Below are 16698 nucleotides of genomic sequence, written 5' to 3'. Positions count from 1 at the left end.
ATGGCGGTTTCTGCCTACCGGCCGTTGGCAGCACTGACCGTCCCGGCGGTCCGGCTGTACCGCAGGGGAACCGTGCCGATCCTTCGGCTGGGCCACCTGCTGGTCTTCTTCGTCCGGGCGCTGGTGGCGGTGCCGCTCGCGTTGCGCCATTACCGCGGCGAATTCTTGCGACTGCTGTCCAACATCACCTGGGGCAACGGCTCGATCGTGGTGGGCGGCGGAACCGCCGGGGTGGCCGTGGTGCTCGGGATGACCGTGGGCGCGCTGGTCGGCATCGAGGGTTACAACTTCCTCGACCTGCTGGGCCTGGGCCCGGCCACCGGTTTCGTCTCCTCGTTGGTCAACACCCGCGAGCTGGCGCCGCTGATGGCGCCGCTGGCCTTCGCCATGCAAGGCGGCTGCCGCTTCACCGCTCAGCTGGGGTCGATGCGGATCGCCGAGGAAATCGACGCGCTGGAATCGATTGCCATCCGCCCGATTCCGTATCTGGTGACGACCCGGCTCGTCGCCTCGGTGGCGGCCAGTGTCCCGCTGTATGTCGCGTGCCTGGCGATCGGCTATCTGACCACCCAGCTCGTGGTGGGGATCAGCAGCGGCGGCTCGACCGGCTCCTACCTGCACTACTTCACGCTGATGCTGGCCGGCCAGGACATCGTCTACTCGTTGATCAAGGCCGTCATCTTCGTGTGGATCGCGTCCACGATTCAGTGCTAATACGGCTATTACGCGACCGGCGGGCCCGAGGGTGTCGGAGTGGCCGCCGGGCATGGCATGCGGGCCAGCATCACCGTCGTGATCATGGTCAACATGCTGCTGACCATGGCGTTGTGGGGGGGTAGACGCCGGCCCAAGGTTCGGTGGGTAGGCAGATGCGTCGGGGGAATTCCTTCGAACTGGACGGCCGCGGGCCGACGGATCGGCAGCTGCTTGCCACAGGTGTGGCGGTGGTGGTGGTCGCGGCCCTGCTGACCGCCGCGATGTTGCTCAAGTCCACCGGCCGGCTCAACGACTACGTCCGGGTGATCGCGGATCTGGTCAACGTCGGCGACGGGCTGCCCCAGAAGTCCGACGTCAAGTATCACGGCGTGCTCGTCGGGATGGTCGACGACGTCGTTCCCGCGTCCAACGGCAAACCCAACTACGTGCACATCGATCTGAAACTCGAGTTCGCCAAGTCGATTCCGGCCGCGGTCACCGCGCGCGTGGTGCCCAGCAACGTCTTCGCGTTGTCTTCGGTCCAGCTGGTCAGCGCCGGCAAACAGCAGGGCCCGGCTGGGGCGATCCGGCCGGGAGCGCACATTCCGGAAGACAGCGGGCTTCCGACCGTGCTGTTTCAGACCACGATCAGCAAGTTGCGCGACCTGCTGGCCGCCGCCGGCCGTGGCCGCGACGACAGGTCGATCGGGATCCTGGCCGCACTGGGCGCGGCCACCGATCACCGCCGGGTGCCCCTGCTCAAAGCCGGGGCGCAACTGAATCGCCTTCTGGACCAACTCAATTCGATTGTCAGCACGGACGCGGGGCCGTCGACGGTGTCCGCACTCGTCGACGCCGCCGGTGGACTCGCCCAGACAGCACCCGATCTTCTCGACGCCCTGCACCAGGCCGTCGAGCCGATGCGGACCTTCGCCGAGACGCGCGGGCAGTTGACCTCGCTGCTGTTCGGCGCCGAAGACACCGTCGGTACCGTGCATGAGTCGTTCGACCATCACATCGACCAGCTCATCCACATCACCAGCGATTTCACGCCGGTGCTCGGTGTGTTGGCGATGAAGTCGAACAATTTCGTGCCCGCGGTCACCAAATTGGACAACCTGGCCAACAACTTCATGGAGGAAGTCTGGGTGCCGGGGCGAGACGTCGGCAACATGCGCGCGATGCTGACCTTCACCCCGTCGTCCACCTACACCCGCGCGGACTGTCCGCATTACGGAGAATTGAAGGGGCCCAGCTGTTTTACCGCGCCGCTGGTTCCGGTGCGCCCGACCTGCCGGAAGTGCTGCTGCCGCAGAACTATCAGCCGCCCAAGGATCTGGCACCGCCGCCGGGCACGGTCATCGGCCCGGACGGAAACCTCGTCGCGGTCGGACTACCGCTGATCAACCCGAACCCCAACCTGGCCGATCCCAATCCCCCGCTGCCCTCCTGGCTTCCGCCGTCGCCACCGGTACCGGGCTGGGCAGCAAGCCACCGGATTCCGGCAGCTGCACGGTGACCCGGTAGGACGACGCGAACGGTGTCACCCGCAGTGCCCCGATCAGCAGGTAGGCGGTTCCGACCACCAGGGTCAGCACCAGTCCGGCCGCCGACAGCCACACCTGTCGGCGGTGCGCGGCCCGCACCACCTTGACCACGACGTCGACGGCAGTGGCGATCACGGTGGCGGCCCCGGGGCGATGTCGATCTGGCCGGGGACGGTCGGGTCGGGGATGACGGGAACCTGCGGCGAGTTCGGTCCCCGGCCGACCACCCGTTCTTGCAAACGCCACAGCGTGTACTTCAGCGTGCCGACGAGCAGGTTCATGTTGTAGTGATGCGGACCGTGCAGCCCGATGTCACCGGGGTACCCAATGTCGGGCAGCGACCCGAGGATCAGCTTGTCGACACCCACATGCACCGAAATCGCGCTGCCCGACGTCGATTTCACCAGCGGGGGAATCAGCCGGTTCACCGCGTAGAAGCTGGTACCGGGCTCACCGCCACGTCGTTGGTCGCCCCGGCGATCGTGTTGAGGTCGGCGATGATGCTGCGCCCGCTGGTGTCGGTTCCCCCGATCGACGGGAACCTGGCCAGCAACCGGGAGGTGTTGCCCACCTGCACGGCCAGGTTGGACAGCTCGGCGCTGTTGTCGGCCAGGGCCGCGGTGGCGGGCCGGGCCGCGGTCATCAAATCGGTGACGGTGGCGTTCCTGGCATCGAGTTGGTCTGCCAGACGGGACAATTGGGTCAACGCGTCCGAGATCTGGCCGGACCTGGCATCGAGCGTTGCGACCAGCTGGTTGGACTTGCGGATCAGCTCACCGAACGCCTGGCCCTGATCACCCGTGGCCTTACCGAAACCGTTGATGATGTTGGTGAAGTTGCGCACCGCTCCGCCGTTGACCAGGATCGCCGCTGAGCTCAACACCGATTCGACGGTCGCCGCCGCGGCCATCGAATCCGGGCCGATGGTGTCGCCGTCGTGCAGCATCGGATCGCCGGCGGGATCGTTGGGGGGGCGGCTTCAGCGCGACGAACACGTCGCCCAGCGGTGTGGCGGTGCGCAATTCGGCGGTACTGCCGCGCGGCAGCAGCACGCCGTTTCTGATCCGCAGCGTGGTGACCGCAGTGTAGTCGTGTGCGACCATCGCTTCGACCTGCCCGACGTCGGCGCCGGCGAGCTTGACCTTGGCGTTCATCGGCAGGTTGAGCGCGTTGGAGAACACCGCGGTCAAGGTGTATCAGCCGGACCCCAGCCCGGGCGCCGGAAGGGGAAGGCTGGCAAGGCCATTCGTGCCGCATCCGAGGTGATCAGCACCGTGGCCGCGACGGCGAGGCATGCTCGGACGGCCGTCATTTATGCCCCATCGCGGCCATGCCGTCCAGCACGTAGATCAGCCCGAAATCCGGCCCGAAGTCCTGGATTGTGCCCGTGCTGCAGCCGAGTTGGCGAAGACCCATCAGATTGCAGATCTCTTTGGTGTATTGGCTGTCGAACACCAATCGGTCGGTGAGGAATCGAGCGCGCACGGCGCCGTTCGCGCGGTCGATCATGTTGTAGGCGTTGTCGACCAGCATCGGCGCCATATCCAGCAGCTCGGTGAGGTCTCGCCGTTGGTCGGTCACCATCTTCAGCGTGGTGTTGCCGTTCCGCAGACTCTGCTTGATGGCGTCGCGGTTGGCGTCGAGCAGGTCGCCGGCCCGTTCGACCAGTTGCTCGAATCTTCTTCCGGTGCTGCCGCTTCCGATGTCCTCGTCGGCCATGATCTGGCTGACCTGGTGGATGGTGGCGGCGAATTCGCGCAGCTTGCCGTCGTTGGCGGCCAGCGCGTCGAACAGCGTGCTGATGTTCTTGACGATCGTGGTGATCTGCTCACGGGTCGTCGCACCGCCGTCGCTGGACAGCCGCAGCGCCTTGGCCAGCTCATCGAGCGACGATTTGATCTGGTCGCCGTTGCCTTGGACCACCTTGGTCCCGTTGTTGAGGACGTCGGCGACGGGGCCGCCGCCGTGGCCGTCTCCCTCCAGCGATTTGGTGACCTTGTCGAGGACGCTGAGCACCCGGCTGAATTCGACCGGCGTCCTGGTCCGGGTCAACCCGATGGTGTCGTGATTTTCCAGCACCGGGCCGCCGCGGTACGGCGGGGTGAGCTCGATCTGCCGGTCGGTGAGAATCGAGGTGGACACCGTCACGGCCTGGGCGGTGGCGGGAACCTTGACGTGGCGATCGACGGTGAACTCGACTTCGACGTAGAGGCCCTTGGCGGTGATCTTGGTGATCTTGCCCACCGGCATCCCCAGCACCGCCACCACATTGCCCTCGTAAAGGCCTGAGGCGCTGTCGAATTGGGCCGTCACGGAGATCGTCTCCTGGTCCGAACCCAGGCACCACCAACCGACACCGCCCGCCGCGGCCAGCACCGCCAGGGCGGCGAGGATGGCCACCGCCCTGGACCGCAGCTTCGACGCCATCACTTGCAGTCCTTGAAGTACTGGATCATGCCGAACTGCTTGGCACGCCCGCTGATCACACACATCCACGAGTCGATGAGCGGGACGTTGTTGGCGTTGAAATTGACCGCGTTGCCCTCGCCAGTCAGGTTGGCCGCTTCGCGGAAGAAGATCGGGCTGATCTGCAGCAAGTTGCTCAGCAGGTCGTCGTGCTGAGCCATCATTGCGGTGAAGTCCCGCATGTCGGCGACCAGCGAGTCCAGACCGGAGCGGTCGTTGACCAGGATCCGGCTCATGGTGTCCACCAGGGTGGTCAGCGATTGCATCATCGCGTGGAAACGGCGCGCCGTGCGACGAAGTGGCTCAGCAGGTCCTGCCCCTGGTTGATGAGATTGCCGAGCCCGGCCTGCTGACGCCGCACCGTGTTGGTCACCCGTTCGGTGTTGAGCAACAGCTGGCCCAGTTGGTCGCGGCGCACCGCGATGATCGACGACAGCGATCCGATGTTGCGCATCGCCTGCGGCACCACCGCGGGCAGTCCCTCGAGCTGCTTTCCCAGCACCGCGAGCGACTGGGCGAAGCGGTCCGAATCGACCTGCTCGAACGTCGTGGTGGCATCCTGCAGCGCCGATTGCAGATCGTAGGGGACTTCGGTGTGCGCCAGGTCAAACGTGTTGTGCGGCAGTGTCGCCGAGCCGTTGGGCTGCACCGACAGATAACGCGAACCCAGGATGGTGGTGACCTTGATCGCGGCTCGCGAATCCTTGCCCAGCACGATGTCGTCGCGAATCTTCAGACCCGCCTCGACGTGATCGCCGTCGAGACGCATGCTGGTGACTTCGCCGACCGGGATACCGGCGACGACGATCGGGTTGCCGGCCCGCAGCGAGGCCGCTTGCAGAAACTCCGCGGTGTAGTGCCGGTAGCCGGCCCCGATGGCGTGCACCGCCAGCATCGCCCCGATCAGCACCGTGACCACCGCGACGGCGATAAACCCAAGCCACGTGGGGTTGTAGCTCTCCAGCGGGCGCTTCGTGAAACGCTGCCATACCGACGAATCAGCCACCGGCGGTACTCCTACACCTCGGGGTGTGCCACATCTTGTTTCCCGGGGTGGCGGCGGCGGCGATGATCGGAACGACGTCATTGAGGCCGGGGAAGAATCCCATGAAGTTGACGTCGCACACGTAGGCATTGCCGTAGGCGCCCTGGTTACCCACGCGGACAAGCCCTTTCAGTAGCAGCGGGATGTTGTCGCCGAAGAACGCCAGCTGTGGCTCGACGTCCATCAGATGTCTGGCCACACCGGGCTTGCGGTCGATGAACTCGCGCAGCGCCGGGTACACGTCGTTGGCCGAAGTCGAAAGCCGCCCCATCACCCGGGACAGCTCGCCCACCGAGGCCACCAGCTCCGGGCGCCGTCGGTCCAGCCGGTCCACCACGTCGCGTGTTTGGGATGACCCCGTCGAGGCTGTCGTTCTGCCGGGCGAGGTTTCCGACCACCTTGTTGAGGTTGGTGATCACGTCGCCAAGGGCCTGATCGCGGCCCGCGAATGTTTCGGTGAGCGTTGATGTTTGGCTGATCAACGTGGTCAGCGACGCGGTGTCGCCCTGCAGCGACGCGATGATCCCCTTGGTGAGGTTGTCGGCGTCCTGCGGGTTGAGCAGGCTGAACAGCGGCTCGTAGCCGTTGAGCAGCGCGGTGACGTCGAAGGACGGTTCGGTGCGGGCCAGCGGCAGCACGCTGCCCGGCGGGAGCGGGGCATGACTGCCCTCCGGCCCCAACGACAGCCCGAGGTAGCGCTGTCCGACGATGTTTTGGTACGTCACGGACGCGACGGTGTTGCCGTACAGGTGTTGATCGGTTTGCACCACGAACGCGACTCGCGCGAGTTTCCGGTCCAGAGCGATGCTTTCCACCCGGCCCACCCGGACCCCGGCCATCCGGACGTCGTCGCCTTCGCGCAGCCCGTACACGTCGGTGAACAGCGCCGAATACTTGGCCGTGTCGCCGGCAACGTCGCGGCGCAGGCTCACGTACACCAGCCAGGTGAGCGTCAATGCGACGACCATGAACAGCGTGAGGCCGATCAACGGTGCCCGGAATCTCATTGAGGTCCTCCGGATTTCAGCGATACCGTGGTGCCGCGCGCGATTGGGCCCAGCAGTAGCTCGGTGGCCGGCGTGGCGACCGCACCGGTGATCACGCTGAGCATGTTCCGCTCGTATTGGCTGCCGACGGGGCCCACATTGCCCCCGAAAGACGACTGGGGTATCCACGGGGCCTTCGGCGCCACCGGCGGCACCCACGGCCGGTTCGGCACCGGAGTCGCCGGGGCTCCGGGCGACGGGTTATCGGGGTTGGCGCAGCGTGCGCGGTGTCTGCGTGGTCAGCGCCCACGCCTTGTACGCGCCGGAGTACACCTTGTCGGGGGCACACCCGAAGAACTGATCCTCTACATGCCCGACTACCCCGTCGGCCACGACGAGCCGATCAACTTCTCCCCGGGCCTGCCGCAGTGGTACTTGGACGGCGGCACCGTCCAGGCGCACATCCCGCTCTCGGCGCTGGCGCCGGTGCTGCGCCTCTAGTCGGCGCTCGGGCGTGGGCGCGTACAGTAGCGGTGGTTACGTCAGCTAACTAACGCGGAGATGGAGCGGCACGGCGCGCACCGAGAATGACACCTGGGATCTGGCATCCAGCGTCGGGGCGACCGCGACGGCTGTCGCGACTCAGCGCGCGATGGCTTCGCAGGGGCCCAATGCGTTGCTGAACGACCCCTGGGCCGATCCCCTGGTGCGGGCGGTGGGTAGCGATACCTTCATCAAACTGATCGACGGAAAACGGGGCGACACCGACGATCCGGTGATGAACCGCAAGGCCGTGATCGAGCAGATCACCGTGCGCACCCGGTTCTTCGACGACTTCTTCACCCAAGCCACCGCCGCGGGTGTGCGCCAGGCCGTGATTCTGGCATCCGGCCTGGACACCCGAGCCTACCGGCTGCCGTGGCCGGCCGACACGGTGGTGTACGAAATCGACCAGCCGGGTGTGATCGAGTTCAAGACCCGCACGCTCGCCGAGCTGGGCGCGCAGCCGGCCGCGCAACGTCGCACGGTCGCGATCGACCTGCGCGAAGACTGGCCGGCGGCGCTCCTCGACGCCGGATTCGATCCGTCGAGGCCGACCGCGTGGAGCGCCGAGGGGCTGCTCGTCTACCTGCCGCCGGACGCGCAGGACCGGTTGTTCGACAACGTCGCCGCACTCTCGGCGCCGGGCAGCCGAATTGCCTGCGAGCACATGGACTTTCGCAACATTCCCGCGGATTGGGCAGAAAAGCTCACCGAGCGCTCGCGGCGCATCGGCTCCAAGATCAACCTGGCCGAGCTGTTCTACACCGGTGATCGCAATGCCGCCAGCGAGTACCTCAGCGAGCGCGGGTGGCGGGTCGACATCACGACGAGCGAACAGGCCTTCTCCGCCAACGGTTTTCAGCTGCCGCAGGACGAGCTGGCCTCGTTCGGCGGATCCTCCGGTTACCTGTCGGCAATGTTGACCGCAGAACCGGCCGTGTAAGGCGGCCCGACGCGGGTACACCGACGAATGTGTCCCCGGTGCCCGAAGACCTACGACGACTGGCCAAAGCCCATGGGGTGGCGACCTTTTACCGCAATGAACGACGCGAGGCGGTAGAGGTCGACGCCGACGTCGTGATCCGAGTTCTGGCCTTGCTCGAGGTCGACGCCGCCACGGAAGCCGACCGGCGCCGCGAATTGGCAAAGCTGGCCGAGCAGGCAAGCGCCGGGGCCCTAGCGCCGACGATCGCGATGCGCGCGAACGGCCGGCCGCACCCCGTACCCGGTGCGGTGGCGCTGGTGGGCGAGGACGGCAGCCAGACCGACGTGCGCGACGCGGTGCCCGGCGATGTGCCGCCGGGCTTCTACCGGTTGCACACCGGTGACGGCCAGGAAATCACCCTGGTGGTGGCCCCACCGCAGGTTCCGCAGACGCCGGTCACCTGGGGGTGGGTGCTGCAGCTGTACGCGCTGCGCTCGCAGCGCTCGTGGGGGATCAGCGATCTTGCGGACCTGCGGGAATTCATCGGTTGGACCGCAACTGCGCACAGCGCCGGTGCGGTCTTGGTCAATCCGTTGCATGCACCCGGCCCAACGCATCCGGTGCAGCCGTCGCCGTACACCCCCGTCCAGCCGCCGATTCGCCAACCCGCTCGCCCTTCGCATCGCATCGAGGACCTCGACGCCTACCATCGAGCCGACCAGCAGACGCGCACGGAGGTGGATGCGCTGCGGGTCGCGCCCGATACCGAACGCATTGACCACGACCTCGTCTGGGCCGCCAAACGCGCTGCCCTGGAATTGCTTTGGCGCGCCGAGGGCCGGCCCAACCCGCTAGATGAGTTACCGGTGTCGACGGGGTTGCGCGACTGGGCCACGTACTGCGCACTGGCCGAACGCCATGGCGGGCGCTGGTCGCGATGGCCGCAGCCACTGCGGGATGTCGCAGGACCGGCCGTTACCGCGGCTCGCGACGAGCTGACCCCCAGGATCGCCTTCCACTCCTGGGTGCAGCTACGGTGTTCCGAGCAACTTGGCGCCGTGCGTGACGCCGCACGACAAGCCGGTATGGCACTGGGCGTTTTGCACGACCTGCCGGTGGGCGTGGACGCCGATGGCGCCGACGCGTGGGCACTGGCCGACATGCTTGCCACCGGAGTCCATGTCGGCGCACCCCCGGACAACTTCACCCCGCGCGGCCAAGATTGGGGCCTCCCGCCGTGGCGGCCGGACCGGCTTGCCGCCACCGGGTACGCGGCCCTGCGCGACATGCTGCGCGCCGTGCTGCGGCACTCCGACGGTTTGCGCATCGATCATGTCGCCGGATTGTGGCGGCTGTGGTGGATACCGCCGGGCGACTCGCCCGACCGCGGCACCTACGTCCATTACGACGCCGACGTCATGCTTGCGGTGTTGGCGCTGGAGGCGCAACGAGCGGGAGCGATCGTCATCGGCGAGGACTTGGGCACAGTCGAGCCGGAAGTCACTGCGGCACTTGGCGATCACGGCATGCTGGGTTGTGCCGTGTCCTGGTTCACTCGCGACCAATCCGTGCCCGAGCAACCGTTGCTCCCCCCGTCGAGGTGGCCGTCACGCGCAGCCGCCAGCGTGTCCACGCACGACCTTCCCACGGCGGCCGGCTTCTTTCGCGGGGAACACGTGCGGGTGCGCGCGAAGCTCGGTCTGCTCGACGATGTTTTGGCCGAAGAGGCCTCGGCCCGCAACGAAAAAGCGGAGTGGTCGGCGCTGCTGCAATCCGAAGGGTTTCTGGTCGGCGAACCGGACGAGGCCGCATTCAGCGCCGCGATGCACCGCTTCTTGGCCGCGACACCAAGTCGGTTGAAGTTGATCTCGCCCTACGACATTCTCGCCGAGCGGCGCCAACCGAACCTGCCCGGCACCATCGACGAGTATCCGAATTGGCGGTTGCCGCTGCCGGAGACGCTGGAACAGCTACGCGCCGACCCTCAGGTCGGCGAGATCGTGGCGCTGTTCAAAGCGGCACCCGAAAGCCGACCTGGCGCTCAGTCCTCCGGGTTGTAGCCGAGGTTGGGGGCGAGCCAACGCTCCGCTTCGGGCAGCGTCCAGCCCTTGCGCTTCGCGTAGTCGGCGACCTGGTCCTGGGCCATGCGGCCGACCACGAAGTACTGCGACTGCGGATGCGAGAAATACCAGCCGCTGACTGCGGCGCCGGGCCACATCGCCATCGACTCGGTCAACTCGATGCCGGTCCGCTCCTTGACGTCCAACAGCTGCCACAGCGTCACCTTTTCGGTGTGCTCCGGGCAGGCCGGGTAGCCGGGGGCCGGGCGGATGCCCTGGTACTTCTCGTCGATGAGCGCCTCGTTGTCCAGCTGCTCGTCGGGCTGGAATCCCCAGAATTCCTTGCGGACCCGTTGGTGCATCCGTTCGGCGAAGGCCTCGGCCAGCCGGTCGGCGAGCGACTCCAGCAGGATCGCGCTGTAGTCGTCGAGGGCCGCCTTGAACTCCGCGATCTTCTCCTGGCTGCCCAGGCCCGCGGTGACGGCGAAGGCGCCGACGTAGTCGGCCAGACCGGTGTCCCTGGGCGCGATGAAGTCGCCCAGGCTCCGGTTCGGGATGCCCTCGCGGTGCTCGCCCTGCTGGCGCAGGTTGTGCAGCGTGGTCAGCACCTCGGTCCGAGTGTCGTCGGTGTACACCTCGATGTCGTCACCGACCGCGTTGGCCGGGAAAAACCCGATCACCCCGTTGGCCGTCAGCCATTTCTCCTTGATCAAGGTGTCGAGCATGTGCTGGGCGTCGTCGTAGAGCTTGCGGGCGGCCTCGCCCGAGGCCGGGTTGTTGAGGATGTCGGGGAAGCGGCCCTTCATCTCCCAGGCATTGAAAAACGGCTGCCAGTCGATGTACTCGCGCAGCTCGGCGAGGTCGTAGTCGTGGAAATCCCGCACCCCAAGGCCAATGGCGGGCACCGGCGGCGTGTAGCCGTCCCACTCGATCGGCGTCCGGTTGGCGCGGGCTTTCTCCAGGGTCAACATCGGCCGCTCGTTCTTCTGCGAGTGCCGTTCACGCAGCGATGCGTAGTCCTTCTCGGTGGCCTCCAGCAGGGCGGGCCGCTGCTTGTCGTCGAGCAGCGCGGCGGCGACCGGCACCGAGCGGGACGCGTCCTTGACCCAGACCACCGGACCGGAACGGCGCGGCGCCACCTTCGCGGCGGTGTGAGCACGCGAGGTGGTCGCGCCGCCGATCAGCAGCGGGATCTGCAGCCCCTTGCGTTCCATCTCGGCGGCGAAGTTCACCATCTCGTCCAGCGACGGGGTGATCAGGCCGGACAACCCGATGATGTCGGCGTCGTATTCGTCGGCCGCAGCCAGGATCTTCTCGGCGGGCACCATCACACCGAGGTCGATCACTTCAAAGTTGTTGCACTGCAACACAACCCCGACGATGTTCTTGCCGATGTCGTGGACGTCGCCCTTGACCGTCGCCATCACGATGGTGCCGTTGGTGTCCTTTGACTGGTCGGTACCGTTCTGCTCCTTTTCGGCCTCGATGAACGGCAGCAGGTAGGCGACGGCCTTCTTCATCACCCGGGCCGACTTCACCACCTGCGGCAAAAACATCTTGCCCGAGCCGAACAGATCGCCGACGACGTTCATGCCGTCCATCAGCGGGCCCTCGATCACCTCGATCGGGCGCCCGCCCGCGGCGGCGATCTCGGCCCGCAGCTCCTCGGTGTCGTCGTCGACGTGGGCGTCGATTCCCTTGACCAACGCGTGCGTGATCCGTTCGCGCACCGGCAGACTGCGCCACTCGGCCGCGGCCGGGTCGTCGGCTTTCTCCGTGCTGTTGAACCGCTCGGCGATTTCCAGCAGCCGCTCGGCCGCGTCCGGGCAGCGGTTGAGCACGACGTCCTCGATCCGATCCCGCAGCTCCGGGTCGATCGAGTCGTACGGCACCAGTGCACCGGCGTTGACGATGCCCATGTCCAGGCCCGCCTTGATGGCGTGGAACAGGAACACCGAGTGGATCGCCTCGCGGACGGGGTTGTTGCCGCGGAACGAGAACGAGACGTTGGAGATGCCGCCGGAGATGTGCACCCCGGGCAGGTTCTCCTTGATCCAGGCGCAGGCCTCGATGAAGTCGATTCCGTAGGTCGCGTGCTCCTCGATGCCGGTGGCCAGCGCGAAGCAGTTCGGGTCGAAGATGATGTCCTCGGGCGGGAAGCCGACCTGTTCGGTCAGAATCCGGTAGGCGCGCCCGCAGATCTGTTTGCGGCGCTCCAAGTTGTCGGCCTGCCCCTGCTCGTCGAAGGCCATCACCACGACGGCCGCACCGTACTTGCGGCACAGCCGGGCCTCGCGAACGAACTTCTCCTCGCCCGCCTTCATCGAGATCGAGTTGACGATCGGCTTGCCCTGCACGTTCTTCAGGCCGGCCTCGATGACCTCCCACTTGGACGAGTCGATCATCACCGGGACGCGGCTGATGTCCGGCTCGGCCGCGATCAACTTGGTGAACCGGTCCATCGCGGCGACGCCGTCGATCATGCCCTCGTCCATGTTGATGTCGATGACCTGCGCGCCGACCTCGACCTGCTGCAGGGCAACCGAGAGCGCGGTGTCGTAGTCCTCGGCCTTGATCAGGTTGCGGAACCGGGCCGAGCCGGTGATGTTGGTGCGCTCCCCGATGTTCACGAACAGCGACTCGTCGGTGATGTTGAGCGGCTCCAGGCCCGAGAGTCGGGTGGCGACCGGGATCTGGGGCACCTCGCGCGGCGGTTTGCCGTCGACGACCTTGGCGATCTCGGCGATGTGCGGCGGCGCCGTTCCGCAGCAGCCGCCGACCAGGTTGACCAGCCCGGCCTCGGCGAAGTCGGCGATGTAGCCGGCCTGAGCCTCCGGGGTCTCGTCGTATTCGCCGAAGGCGTTGGGCAGACCGGCGTTCGGGTAACAGGACACGAAGGTGTCCGCGATCCGCGCCACCTCGGCGATGTAGGGCCGCATCTCCGGCGCCCCCAGGGCGCAGTTCAGACCCACCGCGAGCGCCTTCGCGTGCCGGATCGAATTCCAGAACGCCTCGGTGACCTGACCCGACAAGGTCCGCCCCGAAGCGTCGGTGATGGTGCCGGAGATGATCACCGGCCAGCGGCGGCCACGCTCCTCGAACAGCGTCTCGACGGCGAACACCGCCGCCTTGGCGTTCAGCGAGTCGAAGATCGTCTCGACGATGAGCAAGTCGGCACCGCCGTCGACCAGGCCATTGGCGGATTCGAGGTAGGCGGCCACCAGCTGGTCGTAGGAGACGTTGCGCGCGCCGGGGTCGTTGACGTCCGGCGAGATCGACGCGGTCCGCGTCGTCGGGCCGATCGCGCCGGCCACGTAGCGCGGCTTCTCGGGGGTGCTGTACTCGTCGGCGGCCGTGCGGGCCAGCGCGGCCCCGGCGTAGTTCAGCTCGTAGCTCAAATCCGACATGTCGTAGTCGGACAGCGAGATCGCGTTCGCGTTGAACGTGTTGGTCTCGATGATGTCGGCGCCCGCCTCGAGGTATTCGCGGTGGATGCCGGCGATGATCTGCGGCTGCGTCAGGGTGAGCAGGTCGTTGTTGCCCTGCAGGGCGGTCGGCCACTCCGTGAACCGGTCACCGCGGTAGCCGGCCTCGTCGGGCCGGTCGCGCTGGATGGCGGTGCCCATCGCGCCGTCGATCACAATGATTCGCTGGCGCAGCGCCGCCGTCAGTTCGTCGGTGCAGTCCGGGCGGATATTCGGCTCGAAGTCGCTCACGTACGTCCCTTCCATGGCGGAAGGCGTCCTTGACTCTGCCGAGCGTGGCGGAAACCGATTGAAACCGGCGAACCGTTGCAACGCCTCTCGACGGTGGAAAGTCTACGTCGTCCCCCGACGGCTGGACGCCCAGGTAGTTACCAAGGTTAACCAGATTGCGGACGAGCGTATTTCGTCGCAATCACGTCACAAGGATAGTCGGCCTATTCAAATGGCCTGGTGTGCTGGGCAGTCGTGCTCCCGCTGCGCGGCTGCGGACGGTCGCCCGGGCGCAGGCCTTAGGCTGATTCTGTGACTCCGCCCGATCGTGGCCCGCAAGCTTCTGCGCTGCCTGACCTCCACAACACGATTGTTGTGGCGGCGTTTGAGGGCTGGAATGACGCCGGTGACGCGGCCAGCGACGCGCTGGAGCATCTGGACGCGATCTGGGAAGCGCAGCCGGTCGTGGAGATCGACGACGAGGCGTATTACGACTACCAGGTGAATCGCCCGGTCATCCGGCAGGTCGACGGGGTGACCCGCGAACTGGTGTGGCCGGCGATGCGGATCACTCACTGCCGGCCGCCCGGCAGCGACCGCGACATCGTGTTGATGCACGGCGTGGAGCCCAACATGCGCTGGCGCACGTTTTGTGCGGAGCTGGTGGCCATTGCCGATAAGCTCAACGTCGACACGGTCGTGATCCTGGGCGCGCTGCTGGCCGACACCCCGCACACCCGGCCGGTGCCGGTCTCGGGTGCGGCCTACTCCCCCGAGTCGGCGGAGCGGTTCGGGTTGCAGGAGACCCGCTACGAAGGGCCGACCGGTATCGCCGGGGTGTTCCAGGACGCCTGCGTGGCGGCCGGGATCCCCGCGGTGACGTTCTGGGCCGCGGTGCCGCACTACGTGTCGCACCCCCCGAACCCGAAGGCGACGGTCGCGTTGCTACGCCGCGTCGAGGACGTGCTCGATATCGAGGTTCCGCTGGCCAATTTGCCCGCTCAGGCCGAGGAGTGGGAGCTGGCGGTCACCGAGATGGCCGCCGAGGACGAGGAGCTGGCCGAATACGTGCAGTCGCTGGAGGAACGCGGCGACGCCGAGGTCGACGTCAACGAAGCCTTAGGCAAGATCGACGGCGACGCGCTGGCCGCCGAGTTCGAGCGCTACTTGCGCCGACGCCGTCCGGGATTCGGGCGGTGATCGGGCGGCTTCTCCTGTTGCCCTCCCGTGCCGACTACGAAAAGATCGCTGGCAAACCACGCTAGACACTGGGCGAACGACGACGATTGGACCCCCCATGACCGCGCTGCCCGAGACGCCTCAGCCCGACCCACACCCCTCGGCACCTGTCAACGAGGAAGCCGGCTATCACAAGGGGCTCAAACCCCGGCAGCTGCAGATGATCGCGATCGGCGGCGCGATTGGCACCGGGCTTTTCCTCGGTGCCAGCGGGCGACTGGTCAAGGCCGGTCCCGGGCTGTTCCTGGTGTACGCGTTCTGCGGAATCTTCGTGTTCTTCATGCTGCGGGCGCTGGGCGAGCTGGTGCTGCACCGCCCGTCGTCGGGTTCGTTCGTGTCCTACGCGCGCGAGTTCTTCGGCGAGAAGGCCGCCTACGCCGTCGGCTGGATGTACTTCCTGAACTGGGCGATGACATCGATCGTCGACACCACCGCGATCGCCACCTACCTGCATCACTGGACGGTCTTCGGGCCGATCCCGCAGTGGGTGCTCGTCCTGATCGCGTTGGTGGTGGTGTTGTCGATGAACTTGATCTCCGTCGAATGGTTCGGCGAGTTGGAGTTCTGGGCGGCGCTGATCAAGGTGGTGGCACTCGTCGCCTTCTTGGTCGTGGGAATTGTGTTCCTGGCCGGGCGATTTCACATCGAGGGCCATGACACCGGACCCGGTATGTGGGCCGACCACGGCGGAATGTTCCCGCACGGCGTGGTGCCACTGCTGGTGACGGCCTCGGGAGTGGTATTCGCCTACGCGGCAGTCGAATTGGTCGGCATCGCCGCCGGCGAGACCGCCGAGCCGGAGAAGATCATGCCGCGCGCGATCAATTCGGTGATCCTGCGCGTCGCGGTGTTCTATGTCGGATCGGTTGCGTTGCTGGCGTTGCTGCTGCCCTACACCGCTTACCAGGCCGGCGAGAGCCCGTTCGTCACGTTCTTCTCCAAGATCGGCTTCCACGGGGCCGGTGACCTGATGAACATCGTGGTCCTAACCGCGGCGCTGTCCAGCCTCAACGCCGGTCTCTATTCGACCGGCCGCATCATGCACTCCCTGGCGGTGAGCGGCAGCGGCCCCAAGTTCGCGATGCGAATGACGAAACGCGGTGTGCCCTACGGGGGTATCGCCATGACCGCGGTCATCTGCCTGGGCGGAATCGCGCTCAACGCGTTCAACCCCGGCGAAGCCTTCGAGATCGTGCTCCACGACGCCGCGCTGGGTATCATCGCGTCCTGGGGCATGATCGTGCTGTGTCAGCTCCGGTTCTACAAGCAAACCCAGGCGGGCACCCTGCCCCGCCCCGGCTTCAGGATGCCGTTCACCCCGTACAGCGGCTACCTCACCTTGGTGTTCCTGGTCGGCATCGTGGTGCTGATGGCGTTCGACGAACCGGCGGGCACCTCGACCGTCGCCGCGCTGATCGTGATCGTCCCGGCGCTGATCGGGGGCTGGTTCTTGGTTCGCAAGCGAGTGGCGGCCGCCACCGCGCAATGGTGAGTGA

General features: G+C 66.6%; 6 protein-coding genes and 8 pseudogenes. 7 read left to right on the top strand and 7 right to left on the bottom strand.

From position 1 onward, the window contains the following. Positions 1-865, top strand: a pseudogene (locus T428_RS25460) (ABC transporter permease). Positions 866-869: 4 nt separating this feature from the next. Next, a pseudogene (locus T428_RS25455) lies at positions 870-2182 on the top strand (MlaD family protein); the annotation flags it as partial. Here T428_RS25455 and T428_RS31615 read toward each other — a convergent pair. The 6 genes and pseudogenes from T428_RS31615 to T428_RS31610 form a co-directional block, all read right to left on the bottom strand. After that, positions 2175-2378 (bottom strand): annotated as a pseudogene (locus T428_RS31615) (MlaD family protein); the annotation flags it as partial. The pseudogenes T428_RS25455 and T428_RS31615 overlap by 8 nt on opposite strands. Then, positions 2375-3555 (bottom strand): annotated as a pseudogene (locus T428_RS25450) (MlaD family protein). The pseudogenes T428_RS31615 and T428_RS25450, both read right to left, overlap by 4 nt. Then, positions 3552-4670 carry an MCE family protein gene (locus T428_RS0103840; protein ID WP_025735432.1) on the bottom strand — a complete coding sequence of 373 codons (1119 nt, stop codon included), beginning with the start codon at positions 4668-4670 and terminating at the stop codon, positions 3552-3554. Before T428_RS0103840 ends, T428_RS25450 begins: the two are co-directional and overlap by 4 nt. Continuing rightward, positions 4670-5715, bottom strand: a pseudogene (locus tag T428_RS25445) (MlaD family protein). Before T428_RS25445 ends, T428_RS0103840 begins: the two are co-directional and overlap by 1 nt. After that, positions 5708-6761, bottom strand: a pseudogene (locus T428_RS25440) (MlaD family protein). Before T428_RS25440 ends, T428_RS25445 begins: the two co-directional pseudogenes overlap by 8 nt. Beyond that, positions 6758-7015 (bottom strand): annotated as a pseudogene (locus T428_RS31610) (mammalian cell entry protein); the annotation flags it as partial. The pseudogenes T428_RS31610 and T428_RS25440, both read right to left, overlap by 4 nt. A gap of 70 nt (positions 7016-7085) precedes the next feature. On the opposite strand from T428_RS31610, the pseudogene T428_RS31605 reads away from it, so the two are divergent. The 3 genes and pseudogenes from T428_RS31605 to malQ form a co-directional block, all read left to right on the top strand. Further along, positions 7086-7241 (top strand): annotated as a pseudogene (locus T428_RS31605) (mannan-binding protein); the annotation flags it as partial. Between the two features lie 151 nt (positions 7242-7392). After that, positions 7393-8226, top strand: a complete 834-nt coding sequence (locus T428_RS0103820) for a class I SAM-dependent methyltransferase (RefSeq protein WP_025735430.1) — start codon at positions 7393-7395, stop codon at positions 8224-8226. A 38-nt stretch (positions 8227-8264) separates the two neighbouring features. After that, complete coding sequence (gene malQ, locus T428_RS0103815) at positions 8265-10268, top strand: 4-alpha-glucanotransferase (protein WP_025735429.1); 2004 nt, start codon at positions 8265-8267, stop codon at positions 10266-10268. On the opposite strand, the gene metH is transcribed toward malQ, so the two are convergent. After that, on the bottom strand, positions 10250-13999 hold the full coding sequence (gene metH, locus T428_RS0103810; protein WP_025735428.1) for a methionine synthase: 3750 nt from the start codon (positions 13997-13999) through the stop codon (positions 10250-10252). The genes malQ and metH overlap by 19 nt on opposite strands. 276 nt (positions 14000-14275) lie before the next feature. Between metH and T428_RS0103805 the strand changes: the two genes are divergently transcribed. Together T428_RS0103805 and T428_RS25435 are read left to right on the top strand one after the other, a co-directional pair. Further along, the gene (locus tag T428_RS0103805; RefSeq protein WP_025735427.1) at positions 14276-15163 is read left to right on the top strand and encodes a PAC2 family protein; all 888 of its coding nucleotides are present in this window, start codon (positions 14276-14278) and stop codon (positions 15161-15163) included. Positions 15164-15260: 97 nt separating this feature from the next. Further along, positions 15261-16694, top strand: a complete 1434-nt coding sequence (locus T428_RS25435; RefSeq protein WP_036466883.1) for an amino acid permease — start codon at positions 15261-15263, stop codon at positions 16692-16694. Positions 16695-16698 lie beyond the last annotated feature (4 nt).

The sequence above is a fragment of the Mycobacterium genavense ATCC 51234 genome (assembly GCF_000526915.1).
In the GTDB taxonomy this organism is placed as follows: Bacteria; Actinomycetota; Actinomycetes; order Mycobacteriales; family Mycobacteriaceae; genus Mycobacterium; species Mycobacterium genavense.
This window is presented reverse-complemented; position numbering and strand designations above follow the sequence as displayed.

Coding starts and splice junctions, on each gene's coding strand:
- T428_RS0103840 (WP_025735432.1), bottom strand. CDS start 4,670: ATGGCGTCGAAGCTGCGGTCCAGGGCGGTGGCCATCCTCGCCGCCCTG.
- T428_RS0103820 (WP_025735430.1), top strand. CDS start 7,393: ATGGCTTCGCAGGGGCCCAATGCGTTGCTGAACGACCCCTGGGCCGAT.
- metH (WP_025735428.1), bottom strand. CDS start 13,999: ATGGAAGGGACGTACGTGAGCGACTTCGAGCCGAATATCCGCCCGGAC.
- T428_RS25435 (WP_036466883.1), top strand. CDS start 15,261: ATGACCGCGCTGCCCGAGACGCCTCAGCCCGACCCACACCCCTCGGCA.